The organism is Klebsiella ornithinolytica NBRC 105727 = ATCC 31898 (assembly GCF_001598295.1).
Taxonomy (GTDB): Bacteria; Pseudomonadota; Gammaproteobacteria; order Enterobacterales; family Enterobacteriaceae; genus Klebsiella; species Klebsiella ornithinolytica.
This window is the reverse complement of record NZ_BCYR01000002.1, coordinates 17,753-31,321: the sequence shown is the minus strand read 5'-3', so window position 1 is coordinate 31,321 and position 13,569 is coordinate 17,753. Positions and strand designations below refer to the sequence as shown.

At 56.0% G+C, this 13,569-nt stretch carries 12 protein-coding genes and 1 pseudogene; 5 read left to right on the top strand and 8 right to left on the bottom strand.

What is annotated here, in order from left to right; genetic code table 11:
* Positions 1 to 11: 11 nt before the first annotated feature.
* Genes ROR01S_RS04125 through speB form a run of 4 tightly spaced genes read right to left on the bottom strand, consistent with a single transcriptional unit; the run spans position 12 to position 3,724 of the window.
* Positions 12 to 815, bottom strand: a complete 804-nt coding sequence (locus ROR01S_RS04125) for an ABC transporter substrate-binding protein (RefSeq protein WP_004866650.1) — start codon at positions 813 to 815, stop codon at positions 12 to 14.
* 9 nt (positions 816 to 824) lie between these two features.
* The gene (locus tag ROR01S_RS04120) at positions 825 to 1,901 is read right to left on the bottom strand and encodes an isopenicillin N synthase family dioxygenase (RefSeq protein WP_015585910.1); all 1,077 of its coding nucleotides are present in this window, start codon (positions 1,899 to 1,901) and stop codon (positions 825 to 827) included.
* Positions 1,901 to 2,761: a sugar phosphate isomerase/epimerase family protein gene (locus ROR01S_RS04115; protein WP_064359143.1), complete on the bottom strand. Its 861-nt coding sequence runs from the start codon at positions 2,759 to 2,761 to the stop codon at positions 1,901 to 1,903. Before ROR01S_RS04115 ends, ROR01S_RS04120 begins: the two co-directional genes overlap by 1 nt.
* Positions 2,762 to 2,773: 12 nt before the next feature.
* Positions 2,774 to 3,724 carry an agmatinase gene (gene speB, locus ROR01S_RS04110; RefSeq protein ID WP_004866639.1) on the bottom strand — a complete coding sequence of 317 codons (951 nt, stop codon included), beginning with the start codon at positions 3,722 to 3,724 and terminating at the stop codon, positions 2,774 to 2,776.
* A 112-nt stretch (positions 3,725 to 3,836) separates the two neighbouring features.
* On the opposite strand from speB, the gene ROR01S_RS04105 reads away from it, so the two are divergent.
* The 3 genes from ROR01S_RS04105 (at position 3,837) to oqxR (ending at position 5,891) form a co-directional block, all read left to right on the top strand.
* A complete protein-coding gene (locus tag ROR01S_RS04105) occupies positions 3,837 to 4,748 on the top strand; it encodes a LysR family transcriptional regulator (protein ID WP_004866636.1) in 912 nt (303 codons plus the stop codon).
* Between the two features lie 130 nt (positions 4,749 to 4,878).
* The gene (locus ROR01S_RS04100) at positions 4,879 to 5,226 is read left to right on the top strand and encodes a DUF6404 family protein (protein WP_064359142.1); all 348 of its coding nucleotides are present in this window, start codon (positions 4,879 to 4,881) and stop codon (positions 5,224 to 5,226) included.
* Between the two features lie 185 nt (positions 5,227 to 5,411).
* Complete coding sequence (oqxR, locus tag ROR01S_RS04095; RefSeq protein WP_004866631.1) at positions 5,412 to 5,891, top strand: efflux pump transcriptional repressor OqxR; 480 nt, start codon at positions 5,412 to 5,414, stop codon at positions 5,889 to 5,891.
* A gap of 337 nt (positions 5,892 to 6,228) precedes the next feature.
* Here oqxR and oqxB read toward each other — a convergent pair whose 3' ends face one another.
* Together oqxB and oqxA are read right to left on the bottom strand one after the other, a co-directional pair.
* Positions 6,229 to 9,381, bottom strand: a complete 3,153-nt coding sequence (oqxB, locus tag ROR01S_RS04090; protein ID WP_064359141.1) for a multidrug efflux RND transporter permease subunit OqxB — start codon at positions 9,379 to 9,381, stop codon at positions 6,229 to 6,231.
* 23 nt (positions 9,382 to 9,404) lie between these two features.
* Entirely contained in the window at positions 9,405 to 10,580 is a 1,176-nt protein-coding gene (gene oqxA, locus ROR01S_RS04085) for a multidrug efflux RND transporter periplasmic adaptor subunit OqxA (RefSeq protein WP_015585913.1), read from the bottom strand.
* Positions 10,581 to 10,913: 333 nt separating this feature from the next.
* Between oqxA and ROR01S_RS04080 the strand changes: the two genes are divergently transcribed.
* Entirely contained in the window at positions 10,914 to 11,267 is a 354-nt protein-coding gene (locus ROR01S_RS04080) for a helix-turn-helix domain-containing protein (protein WP_004866624.1), read from the top strand.
* A gap of 417 nt (positions 11,268 to 11,684) precedes the next feature.
* Here the strand turns inward: ROR01S_RS04080 and uraH are convergent, their stop codons facing one another.
* Positions 11,685 to 12,086, bottom strand: a complete 402-nt coding sequence (uraH, locus tag ROR01S_RS04075; RefSeq protein WP_064359140.1) for a hydroxyisourate hydrolase — start codon at positions 12,084 to 12,086, stop codon at positions 11,685 to 11,687.
* Between the two features lie 112 nt (positions 12,087 to 12,198).
* Between uraH and ROR01S_RS27450 the strand changes: the two are divergent.
* A pseudogene (locus ROR01S_RS27450) lies at positions 12,199 to 12,414 on the top strand (hypothetical protein); the annotation flags it as partial.
* On the opposite strand, the gene ROR01S_RS04070 reads toward ROR01S_RS27450, so the two are convergent.
* Entirely contained in the window at positions 12,392 to 13,555 is a 1,164-nt protein-coding gene (locus tag ROR01S_RS04070; protein ID WP_004866618.1) for an MFS transporter, read from the bottom strand. The pseudogene ROR01S_RS27450 and the gene ROR01S_RS04070 sit on opposite strands and share 23 nt — an antisense overlap.
* Positions 13,556 to 13,569: the final 14 nt, after the last annotated feature.

Below are 13,569 nucleotides of genomic sequence, written 5' to 3'. Positions count from 1 at the left end.
CTTTATTGTATTTAATCGATGCGCTCTAAATTGTATTTCTTGATAATGGCGTCATATTTGCCGTTGGCTTTTAAGGTGGTTAATGTTGATTTAATGGCAGTCACCAGTTCGCTATTTCCCTTCGCAACGTAAATCCCCAGAGGCAACGGGTAGACCAGCCGCGTGGAGCTGATAGCCAGCCGTCCACGACTTTTATCGACAATGATTTGCGCCGCCGGGGCGATTTCTAACTGCGCGTTAATGTTTTTCGACAGCAGGGCCTGCGAGGCTTCCGGCGCGGTCGGGAACTCCTGGATGCTGATGGCCGGTTTACCGTTCTTCAGGCAATACTCGTCCGAGTGATTCTTCAGGCTGGTGACCCAGGTGGTGCCCTGCTGCAGGCCCACCTTGACGCCGCAGAGCTCGTCTTCCGTTTTGGGCTGAATCGCGCTGCTCTTCAGGGCGATAATCGACGCGCCGGAGAGGGCGTAAGGGATCGCATCGGCCTGTTTCAGGCGCTCAGGCGTGACGTACATCCCGGATATCACCGCGTCGTATTTCTTGCCGATGCCTAAAATCAGGCTGGTGAATTTGGTATCGATCAGCTGTGGCTTCGCGTTGAGCTGTTCGGCAATCAGCGCGGCAAACTCCGGATCGAGGCCAACGATGTTGTTGTTGCTGTCATAGGATTCAAACGGCGGATAGGTGACCTCCATGCCGACTTTAAAGACACCATCGGTCAGCAGTTCTGCGGCCTGGGTCAGCGGAGAAAAGCAAGCGGCGACGGCGATGCCCAAAGCCACACGGCGCGAGAGCGACTTAAGCGTTTTTTTCATCATGTATCCTCACGGGTTATTAACGGTTTTTTGCTGTGCTTGTTTCTTCAGGTGACCAAAGGTGTTGGTGCCGCGCGCGCGCTCCGGAAGCTGCAGCTCGCCGCGGGTGACTTTCTCACGCAGGTAGCGATAGGTTTGCAGCGCCTGGCTCCACATATGCTCGCCAATGCTTAATTCCTGGTAGTCGCTGGCTTCCCCGGCGGCTAAAAAATTGGGCAGCGGCCGAATCAGCGTGTGGTAGTCGCAGGCGAAAAACAGCGGGAAGGAGTAGCGTTCCTGCGGCACCTTGCGAACACGGTGAGCTGTAGCAACAAATGTGCCAGCGCTTAATACTTCCAGCATGTCACCGATATTGATCACGAAAGCCTCTTCTCCGGCGGCGCTCTTCGCCGGCGGCGCATCGATCCAGACGCTTTCTTCGTTCAGGACTTCCAGGCCCGGCTGGTCGGCGAGCAGCAGGGTGAAGCACTCGTAATCGGTGTGTGCACCAATACCGGGAACATCCTCGGCGCTGGCGTCAAAGGGATAGTGGATCAGGCGCAGCTTCGACGGCGGGCAGGTCACCATCGCCTTGAAATATCCTTCCGGCAGGCCAAGGGCGAGGGCGAAGGCGTCAAACAGGCGATGGCCAAGGGCGAAAACCGCGTCATAGTAGGCCAGCACCCGGGATTGAAATTCCGCCAGTTCCGGCCACTCGTTGGCACCAATCAGCGGCGTGCCGGCCAGCACAAACGGATGGTCGTCCGCCGCCTGGAAGCCAATATCGAACGCCTCTTTATGGTCCGGTTTGCCGGAGCCGTAAATCTCTTCGCCTTCGGGGACGTAGCCTTTATGGCTGCGGGAATGGCCGATGTAGTACTGCATCTTTTGCTCCATCGGCAGGGCGAAGAGCGCTTTTGCCGCCGCGCGGATGCCGGCGATCAGTTCAGGGGCAATGCCGTGGCCGGTGATATAGAAAAAACCGACCTCCCGCGCCGCTTTGCCGATGGTGTCGGCGACGGCCTGGCGCTTTGCCAGACTGTCGCTGGCCAGATCGCTGATATCGATGGTCGGTAACTCAGTGAAAGAACTTTTTGCGACGCTCATTACGACAGATCCTTTTCGGTTAGCGATAAAAACTCGGCGAAATGCTGCTGTTGATGTTTCGCCATCCACGCATTCAGCGACCACAGGTCGGCCACCGGGACGTTGGTGAACGGCAGGTGATGCAGATAGCCGTCGGGGCCAAACTCGGGTGTCAGCGTGGTGTGCTGATACCCACGCCGGCGCTGCGAGTGCCAGATTTGCTGCCAGAAGCGCTGTTGAAACTGCAGCGCAGCCCGATATTCCGGCGCGGCCGGATGGGGCACCTGCGGCCCCTGGTCATAACCAGCGCGGGCCTGAATGTGGTGCACGCGGTCGATAAACGCGCTGAAATCATCGCAGGGGTCATCCAGCAGACGTTCACTCACCACAATCCAGTGGCTGATATCGGCGGTAAACCGCAGCTCAGGCAGCTGCTGGATAATCTCGAGAGTCAGCCACGGGCTATACAGCGAGGTGGCGCGATGGGTTTCAAAGCTGCAGGTCAGCTCATACGCCGCCGCCAGCTCGTGGGCCTGGCCAAGAAAATCCACCTGCTGCGCCAGCGGCCAGCGGTCGTTGCCGGCCAGCAGATTAACGAAGCGAGGGTTCAGCGCTTTGGCGTCATCAAAACGACCTTTCAGGCGTTCAAGATGCTGCCGGGGCGTGTCGGCCTGAGCGGGGATCACGCCGCCGCCGCTGAATACGATAGCGATATATTCCAGCGCCGATTCCTGCAGGAGTCGGGCCAGCGTCTGCTGCTCTTCCGGGATCAGCGGTACGCGTGCTTCGATGCCGCCGCAGCCGACGCTTTTCAGCTCGCTAACCGTTTGCTGCCACGGGGTGGTGACCCCCCAAAGCGTACGAAAAACCGTGAGTTGCATGAGCCGAATCCTCTATGGGTATTTCACGCCGGGCAGGACGCAGAGCATTTCGTACAGCAGGTTTGCCGCCAGCTGGGAGGTGTTGCCACTCACGTCGTAGGGCGGAGAGACCTCGACCAGATCGCCGCCAATCAGGTTCAGGCCGCGGCAGCCGCGAACGATTTCCAGCGCCTGAATCGATGTCAGGCCGCCGACTTCCGGCGTGCCGGTACCGGGCGCCCAGATGGGATCGAGACTGTCGATATCGAAACTGAGATAGACCGGACCGTCGCCCATCTGCTGGCGGACTTCGGCCATCAGCGGGGCGAGGGATTTGTGCCAGCACTGCTCCGCCTGTACCAGGCGAAAGCCCTGGTCGACGCCCCACTGGAAGTCGCCGGCGGCGTAACCCTGGGCACGCTGACCAATCTGCACCACCCGTTTGAGGTCCAGCAGCCCCTCTTCAACGGCGCGGCGGAAGGTGGTGCCGTGGGCGATTTTTTCCCCAAACATTTCATCGTTGGTATCGGTATGCGCATCGACATGAATCAGGCCAACCGGGCCATGTTTTTTAGTCAGGGCGCGCAGGATTGGCAGGGTGATGGTGTGGTCACCGCCAAGGGTCAGCGGGATCAGCGGGAAACTATTTAAACCGGTGTAGTAATCCTCGATGATCTGCACCGATTTGAGCAGGCTGTAGGTATTTATCGGTACGTCGCCAATGTCGGCCACCGACAGCGATTCGAAAGGCGCCGCGCCGGTTGCCATGTTATAGGGGCGAATCATCACCGATTCGGTGCGGATATAGCGCGGCCCGTAGCGGGTGCCGGATCGCTGAGAGGTACCGATGTCTAACGGGATGCCGACGAAAGCCGCATCAAGTCCCTGTAAATCTTCAATAAACGGCAAGCGCATCATCGTTGCGCGGCCGCCAAAACGTGGCATCTCGTTGCCACCCTGCGGTTGATGAAAGACGTTATCCATTTCAGCTCCTGAATCTGACACACAAATACTCGACAGGGAGATAGTGCGAAAGATGGGCTGGACTTTACATCGTCTGCCGTAAATACTTAGTTCATTTATTGGTGAACTAAGTATGCTCAACGACGGCAGTCTCAACATTCGGCAGCTGCAGGTTTTTGAGGCGGTGGCGCGCCTGGAAAGCTATAGCAGAGCCCAGCAGGAGCTGGGGATTTCCGTGTCGGCGATCAGCAACGCGATGTCTCAGCTGGAAGGGCAGCTGGGGTTCAGCCTGTGCCAGCGCGGGCGCGGAGGCTTCGCCCTGACCGAGAAAGGGCAGCAGTTTTTACAGCAGGCGATTCGGGTGCTGAGCGAGCTGAACGAGCTGGAGCGCCAGTCGGCGCTGCTAAAAGGCGAGCACAGCGGCACGATTTGTATTTCAACGCTGGACTCGATTGAAACTGAAACCGCGCTGTCGCTGCCGGTGGTGCTGCGTAGCTTCAGCGATAAGTTTCCCCATGTGCATATCAAGCTGATTATCCGCACCCCGGCGGAGCAGCTGAACGGCGTGCTGAACAACCATATCGATCTGGCGATCGGCAGCTACAACTCCCAGGTGCATAACATTATCAGCGAGCCGCTCTATCGCGAGCAGCACTGGCTCTACTGCAGCGATCTTCATCCGATGTTTTTCAGCCGCCAGCTCGATAAAGACCACATCAGCCAGTGTCCGCTGGTGACCCGTAGCTACTGGAATACCAGCGACCTGCGGCGGCGCGGTTTCAGTAAAGGCAGCGCCACCGTGGAAACCGTCGATGCGCAGCTGCTGCTGATTCTTTCAGGAAAATATATCGGCTATCTCCCTGAGCATTATGCCTGGCCGTGGATCAAGGAGAACCGGCTGCGGGTGCTGCTGCCTAACGAATTTGGCTTCCAGTCGCCGTTTTCGGCGATCTGCAAACGCGGGCGCAGCAACGAGCCCTATCTGAAAGAGTTCCGCAATTTACTGAAGAAGAATACGGTGGCCAGGCCGAAGTGGAATTATTGAGGGCGGTGACAGTCTGGCCCTCCGGAGCGCAGCAAGGCAAATGTTGAGTATTGCTGTTTTTTCGGGTCTGTGGCTGAATATTGAACACCCTTAACAGGCATTATTTATCTCCAGAGGAAGGAGCTGAACGATGGCATTTGAAGAGAAGAAGAAAAAAGCGATTGCGCTGATGGAAGAGAAAAAGATGTGGCGGAGCAACTATGCGCCTCCGCTGCTGCGTCTTTTCTGGAAACTCGGCGGTAAAATGCCGCCGCCGCCGTTTGCCCCGTTCTGGCGCAATATGCTGTTCTTCGCCGCCTGGTTTGGCTGTTTATGGGGCGTTTTTATGTGGTTTAGCACCTGGCAAAGTGAAGGCTATAGCGCCCTTGACGCGCTGTTTGCCAGCGTGACCGCCGGAGGCTTATTCGGCTTTTTGATGGCACTATTTAATGCCTGGCGTAAGCGTGCCAACAAGCTGCCGGACTGGGATCGTCTTTAGCGGTAAACGTGGGCGGTTAAATACCCTGGATGGCGATGTGTGTGGTGCGGAAAGTGTCTTTTACGCAACGGGTCGCGCGCAGATTGCTTCAAAAAAATGACCGTATTTGTTATATTGTTGTTCATTGCTTATTCACCTCTGCGGTGCCAAAAAGAACAAGATTCACCGCAACCCAGGAAGATAAAATGTTAGATTATCGCTTCCCGACAGCTTTGCAGATGGTTCTCAGCGTAGCGATGGCGGAGCAGTTGGGTCAACGTTCGACGAGTGCGATTCTGGCCTACGGCCTGGAAGCCAACCCGAGCTTTATCCGCAAATTAATGGTGCCGCTCACCCGTGACGGTATTATTGTCTCCACGCTGGGACGCAACGGTTCCATCCACCTTGGTCGCCCGGCGGAGAGCATCACCCTGCGCGATATCTACGTGTCGGTGATTGAAGATAAAAAGCTGTGGGCGTCGCGGCCCGATGTGCCGGCCCGCTGCGTGGTCAGCGCCAACGCCTGCTGGTACTTCAAGTCTATCGCCGACGAAGCAGAGCAGGCTTCGCTGGATGTGTTAGCTCGCCATACCGTGGCAAGCGCGCTGGAAAAGGTCAAAAAAGGCGATACCAGCGGCTGCGAGCTGCTGCCAGAACTGGATAGCCTGTATAAAAAAACGCATTAATCCTGCCGTCAGCACAAAAAATGCCTTCACTCAGAAGGCATAGGTTATTGATAATAAACGAGCTTCCTACATTGCCCGGCGGCGCTTCGCTTGCGCGGGCCTACAGAGATTATCTCATCGTTTGATAGTGCGGGTTTTGTTGGCCAGCAGAGATTATCTCATCGTCTGATATTACGGGTTTTGTTGACCAACAGAGATTATCTCATCGTCTGATATTACGGATTTCGTAGGCCGGGTCAGGCGTCAGCCGCCACCCGGCAAAACGCGCGCACAGTGTTCAAAACAGATTTGTCACCCGTCTCCGCCTTCATCCAGAAGGCGGTTTTTTTGTTGTGACCTATTCAGGCTGCGCTTCCAGCGCCGGTTTACCGCGTGTGACCAGCTTACGCAGCGTGACGTAGAACACCGGCGTCAGGAACAGACCAAACAGCGTCACGCCGAGCATCCCGGAGAACACCGTAATCCCGGTGACGCCGCGCACTTCTGCGCCCGCTCCGTGGCCGAGGATCAGCGGAATTGTTCCGGCAATAAAGGCGATGGAGGTCATCACGATTGGACGCAGACGCAGGCGGCAGGCTTCCAGCGCGGCTTCCATGATCCCTTTCCCCTGAATTTCCAGCTCGCGAGCAAACTCAACGATCAGGATGGCGTTTTTACAAGCCAGCCCCATCAACACCACCAGTCCAACTTGCACGAAGACGTTATTATCGCCGCCGGTGAGCCAGACGCCGAACAGGGCGGAGAGCAGAGTCATCGGAACAATGAGGATCACCGCCAGCGGCAGCGTCCAGCTTTCATACAGCGCCGCCAGCACCAGGAACGCCAGAAGTACCGCCACCGGGAAGACAATCAGCGCCGTGTTGCCCTGGGTGGCCTGCTGGAAGCTCAGATCCGTCCATTCGATGTTCATACCATTCGGCAGCAGCTGGCCGGACATCGCGGCCAGTTTGGTCATCGCCTGAGCGGAAGAGAGTACCCGAGGATCGGCGTCGCCGATCAGATCCGCCGCCGGATAGCCGTTGTAGCGGATCACCGGATCCGGCCCGTAGGTCGTGCTGATATTGACCATACTGCCGATCGGCACCATTTCACCCTGGTTATTCCGGGTGCGCAGATTGGCAATATCCTCCACGCTGTCGCGGAACGGCCCGTCGGCCTGCGCCATGACGCGCCAGGTTCGGCCGAACTGGTTAAAGTCGTTCACATAAGATGAGCCCAGGTAGGTCTGCAGCGTACCGAACAGATTGGTCAGCGATACCCCCTGCGCTTTCGCCTTGTCGCGATCGACCTGCACATCCAGCTGCGGTACGTTTGCCTGGTAGGTTGAAATAGGGAAGTGCATTCCCGGCGTTTGCATGATTGCCCCGGACAGGGTATTCACCGCCGTTTGTAGCGCACCGTAGCCTAAGCCCCCTCGATCCTGAATATACAGCGAGTAACCGGACCCCTGGCCGAGGCCGAGAATCGGCGGCGGCAGGATTGAGAAGCCAAAGCCTTCCTGGATTTGCGCGATTTTGGCATTGATCTCGGCGTTAATTTCCGCCGCAGAATGTTTACGCTGATCGAACGGCTTCAGGCCAAAAAATACCGTACCGGTGTTCGGCGTATTGGTGAATTGCAGCGCGTTAAGTCCTGGAAACGCCACCGCATAATCCACGCCTTCAGTGTTCATCCCGATTTCGCTCATTTTACGGATGACCGCGTCGGTGCGGGCCAGCGAAGAACCTTCCGGCATTTTCACGCCGCCAATCAGGTAGAGCTTGTCCTGGGTGGGAATAAACCCGCCCGGCACGGCTTTAAACATCACCCCGGCGGCGCCGAGCAGCAGCAGGTAAACAATAAACACGGCGCCACGTCGTCCGAGCGTTTTGCCAACCAGCCCCTGGTAACCGTGCGAGCTGCGATGGAAAAAGCGGTTAAACGGGCGGAACAGCCAGCCGAACAGGCGATCGATAAGCCGGGTCGGGAGATCTCTTGGCGCGCCGTGCGGCTTCAGCAGCAGGGCCGCCAGCGCCGGGGAGAGGGTCAGCGAGTTGATGGCCGAGATCACCGTCGAAATCGCGATCGTCACCGCAAACTGTTTATAGAACTGCCCGGTTACGCCGGAGAGGAAGGCCATCGGTACGAACACCGCGCACAGCACCAGGGCGATGGCGATAATCGGCCCGGAAACTTCACGCATCGCCTGGTGCGCCGCCTGCAGAGGGGCGAGCCCCTCCTCGATATTGCGCTCGACGTTTTCCACCACCACAATCGCGTCGTCCACCACGATCCCAATGGCGAGAACCAGACCGAACAGGCTCAGGGTGTTAAGCGAGAAGCCAAGCAGATAGAGAATACCGAACGTCCCCACCACCGAGACCGGTACGGCAATCAATGGAATAATCGATGCGCGCCAGGTTTGCAGGAACAGGATCACCACCAGTACCACCAGCACTACCGCTTCGAGCAGGGTTTGCACCACCGCGCGAATAGAGTCGCGCACAAAAACGGTGGGGTCGTAAGGGGCGGCCCACTTCATGTCTTCCGGGAAACGCGTGGACAGTTCGTCCATTTTGGCGCGTACCGCATTCGACAAATCAATGGCGTTGGCCCCCGGCGACTGGAAGATGCCGATCCCGACCGCATCTTTATTGTTAAGCTGGGAACGTAGCGCGTAGCTGCCCGACCCCATTTCGATGCGTGCAACGTCGCGCAGACGTACCAGCGAACCATCCTGGGCCGTTTTGAGAATGATATTGCCGAACTCTTCTTCCGTGTGCAGACGCCCCTGGGCGTTAATCGAGATCAGGAAGTCGCTCTCTTTCGGCAGTGGCTCGGCGCCAAGCTGCCCGGCGGACACCTGCACGTTTTGCTCCTGCATCGCCGTCACCACATCGGAGGCGGTCAACCCACGTGCGGCCACCTTATTCGGATCCAGCCAGATTCGCATGGCGTATTCGCCGGCACCGAAAATCTGGATTTGGCCGACGCCGGGCAGGCGCGCCAGTTCGTCCTTCACTTTTAAGGTGGCGTAGTTACGCATATACAGCGAATCGTATTTTCCGTTGGGCGAAAACAGATGCACCACCAGGGTGAGCGTCGGCGACTGTTTCTGGGTGGTGATCCCCAGACGGCGTACATCTTCCGGCAGACGCGCTTCGGCCTGTGATACCCGGTTTTGTACCTGAACCTGCGCCTGATCGGGGTCGGTGCCAGGACGGAAGGTGACGGTGGTAACCAGTACGCCGTCGGAGCCGGCGACGGACTTCATGTACATCATGTTTTCGACGCCGTTGAGCGCTTCTTCCAGCGGCGTCGCCACGGTCTCAGCGATCACTTTCGGGTTGGCGCCCGGATACTCCGCGCGTACCTGCACACTCGGCGGTACGACGTCAGGGTATTCGCTGACCGGCAGCAGCGGAATGGCGATGAGCCCGGTAATAAAAATCAAAATCGACAGCACCGCGGCGAAAATTGGCCTGTCGATAAAAAAGCGGGAAAAGTCCATGCGTCGGATTCTCTGGTAAGGGATCAGTTGAGGGCAGTGCGGGTGGTCATCGCCACGGTTTTCGCGTTAACCGGCATCCCGGGCATAAACACTTTTTGTAAACCCTCGACGATGACTTTATCGCCAGGATTCAGCCCCTGCTGGACGATGCGTAAACCGGCGGCCAGGCGACCTGGCTTGATATCACGGCGCTGCGCTTTACCATCTTTATCAACGATATAGACGTATTTCCGATCCTGATCGGTCAGGACCGCTTTGTCGTCGATCAGCGTGGCCTGGAATTCGGCGCTGCCCGGCAGGCGCACGCGGGCAAACAGGCCCGGTATGAACTGACGCTGGGTGTTATCCAGCAGCGCGCGCATTCGGATAGTACCGGTGCTCGGCGTTAGCTGATTATCAAGGAAATCCACTTTCCCCTGATGGGGGTAGCCGTCCTCACCGACAAGACCAATTTCAACCGGCAGCGCAAGATGATTGCTGGCCGCCCCCTGGCCGCTACGGGCGAGGTTTTGATAGTGAAGGTAGGTCGATTCGTCGACATCAAAATAGACGTAGACCGTCTTCTGCGAGACCACCGTTGTCAGCACGCTGGCGCTGTCACCTGCGGTCACGAGATTACCGCTGGTGATCAGCGCGCGGCTGGCGCGGCCATCGATAGGGGCGGTCACTTTGGTGAAGTCAAGGTTAAGCTGAGCGGCATCAACGGCTGCCTGCGCGGCCTGGATGTCGGCTTGCGCCTGGGTTGCGGCCGAACGACGCTGCTCCCACTCTTCGCGGGATACCACGTTGGTGTGGATTAATTTATCGGTACGACTGGCCTCGCTGCGCGCCAGGCTGGCCTGTGTTTTGGCTCGTGCCAGCGTTGCCTGCGCCTGCTCGAGGGCGGCGCGATAGGTTCTGTCATCAATAGTGAATAGCACCTCGCCCTTTTTCACTTCCTGGCCGTCGGTGTAGTTCACTTTTTCAATGTAGCCGGAGACGCGTGGACGGAGCTGAACGCTTTCTACCGCTTCAATTCGGCCGTTAAAGCTGTCCCACTGGCTAATGGATTTCACCACCACGTCAGCGGCGCTGACGGCAGGGGCTTGCGGGGCGGCGTTTTGCGCCGCGCTGTTATCGCAGCTGGCAAGCAGCATGGCGATGACCGCGCTCCCCAGTCCGCGCAGATAAAAGTTAACCCAGGTTTTTTGCAGGCTCATTATTCTTATTCCGGTAATTGTTGCCGCCGGGCAAGACGCAGCGAAGGGCGCTGCGCGACTTCCTATGTCCGGTCTGGCTTAAGGCCATTTGTGTCGTTCATCGCCACAAAACTGTAACAGTTGCGAATACACTATCGCGGCGATTGTAGGAAGGCGCTTAACTAAGTGCAAGAATAATTGTTGCACTTTATGTGCTGTTTCCGTTGAGCGGAAAAGACACATTTCAGGCAGGGATTTTAATGTAACAATAAAACTTGCAATTTATGCAAAAGCAGGTCACTTTTAAATGTATTAGATAAAGATACTTTTATTAACAGCCCAGGGGAACCCGACATGAACACTGGCGCTTTTATACATGATTTACTTGACTGGATTGATAATAACCTTGAAAGCCGCCTCGATATTGACACGGTCTCCAGGCGGGCAGGCTATTCAAAATGGCATCTTCAGCGGATATTCAAAGAGCATACCGGTCATCCCATTGGCGAATACATCCGCGCCCGGAAGCTGCAAAAATCGCTTGAGCGCTTAACCCGTAGCGACGAACCGATCCTCAACGTGGCCATCGCGTTGGGTTTTGACTCCCAGCAATCCTTCAATCGCAGCTTCAAGCGCCAGTATGGCCAGGCGCCGGGAGTCTGGCGCCGCAGCATGGGAATGGCTCCATCGTGCCAGCGTCCAGGCTGATAGTGGGGCGGGATTTCATCAGGAAGTGCCGGCTTAACGGCAGGCGAGTGTGCGCTTCTTTTTCTCTGCCGGCGGCTGACTGGTTGCCGGAGACGCGCTTTTTATGCTGACCCGGACTTTTAGACGCTCATGGCCGTGAGCGTAAGAACCAGCCCCTCACGTGCTGTAGGCGTCAGCAGGCTATTCTCGCCAATCAGGAGGCCAGATTATCGATCGGCGTATTCAGTCGGGGTTTGGTCGTTTTCATCGTTTGCTCTCATTCCCCAAGAGTGAGTGATCATTTTAGCTGGCTTTATTCAGGGTGATGCTAATGCTGGCAGCGTCGCACAAGGCAGGTGAGCCCAGAAATTCACGACGCTATACACACTCCCGCTATCTTCTGTTTCAACACGGCAATTCTAGCGTGACCCAATACAATTAGCTGCCGCGATAGGTGGAGTAGCCATACTGGCTTAACAACAGCGGGATATGCAGCTTTTGGTTCTGTTTCGTTACATTAAAAATAACTGGAATGACGGGGAAGAAGGTGCTCATATTATTAATTTTAAAATACTCTCCCGTTTTAAATGTCACTTTATAGATTCCCGGCTCCATATTATCTGCCCGCGGATAGAGTGTCTTGATACGGCCATCAGCGTCCGTTTTACCGCTAGCGATATGCTGCCAACTACTGCCTTGCTGCTTATCGAGTTCAACCTGTACCCCCTGAGAAGGCAGCCCGGTCTGCTGGTTGAGAATATGTACGCTTAATGTCCCTTCTGGTGCGGCAAGCGTGCTGAAACTCAGCAATGAAATAATGGATGCGATAAGTGACTTCACGTTCGGTGACCTTAATTAGCAAGTGAATTTGTCTCAACTATAGTCAGCGTGGCGGGAAATAAAATTAAACTTTTTGTTATTAATTAGCAGGTAATATCAGCAAGGATAGGTGGCTAAATGGCTCACCATGCGCCGCTGGTTAGAGGAAAACCCGGGCGATGAATTTGCGTCAGAGGTGCGGACGGAGCTGACGATTGCGGCAAAAAACCATACCACCTATACGCGAGAGTATTGGCTGGGGGGCTCAGATTCAGCCGTTGTGTCAAATACCCGGCATAGCAGAAGGCTATGCCGGAGGAGCTCGCTTAGTTTTGCGGGTTCTCTTTAACAAACAAAGTCAGTACAAAGAAGATCGCCACAAAAGCGATAATCAAGTTGAAGCCCAGCGAGACGCCATACATCTGGGATACCTGGCCTATCAGCCAGCCAGCAAAGGCTCCCCCCATTCCTGAGGCGACGTAAATCAATCCCATGGTCGAGCCGCTTTTATCGGTGAGCTTCGTCGCCACGGCGGAGGCCGTAGGGAACAGCACCGACATAGCGAAACCAAACACCATAAACAGGTAGACAAATTGGCTGGCAAAGTAGCGGCTGGCAATAATGGCAATCAGCGAGAACAGAGAAAACAGGATTAAGGTTTTGCGGTCGCCCAGCTTCAGGTTGATAAACCCGCCGATAAAGCGGCCGACGGTGAATAGCATGGCAAAACTGGATATGACATAGGCGGCCGTCACCATCTTGTCTTCCGCAGACGCGCCAGCAATATCCAGCGAGCTGTAGAATATCGGGAAAAAGTTCAGGAAAGCGGCTTCGGCGGCGACGTAGAACAGGATAAAGCCAATCACCAGCATCAGGCGTCTCTGGCCAAGGATATGGACAAAATCAGAGAGCTGCATGTCCATCCCCTGCGCTTTTTCCAGCTTCAGGCTGCTGAGGACCAGAATGATAATCGCAACAATAATGGCAATCCCGACATAGAACAGGCGCCATGAGACATGATGAGAGAAAAGCTGCTGTAAAATCAGCGGAGTGGCGATCATCCCCACGCCGAACATGGCGTTGGAAACGTTGAACATCATGCCGGCTTTTTCTTTGTAGAAGGTCGGGATAACGGTAATGATGGAGACCAGCATCGAGCCGATGCCCAGGCCGACAATCAAATAGAAGCCGAAAAACAGCAGCACGCTGAATGCCAGGCTGGTGCCGACCAGACCAACGGCCATCATCAGCGAGCCAATCAGCATCATGATCTTCAGCCCTTTTTTATCGGTAAAGTAGCCGGTGAGCAGACTGGCGACCAGAAAGCCTATCTGGAAGAACATGATCAGTGTGCCTATCTGACCCATGTTGAGATTGATATCGTGCTGGACCTGCTCAAGTATCAGACCTTTGGTGTTCTGTATGCCGCCAAGAAGGAACATGGTGACGAACAGCAGGAAAAATACTTTCCATTTTTGTTGGTTAGCCATTGTGAATTTCCCCT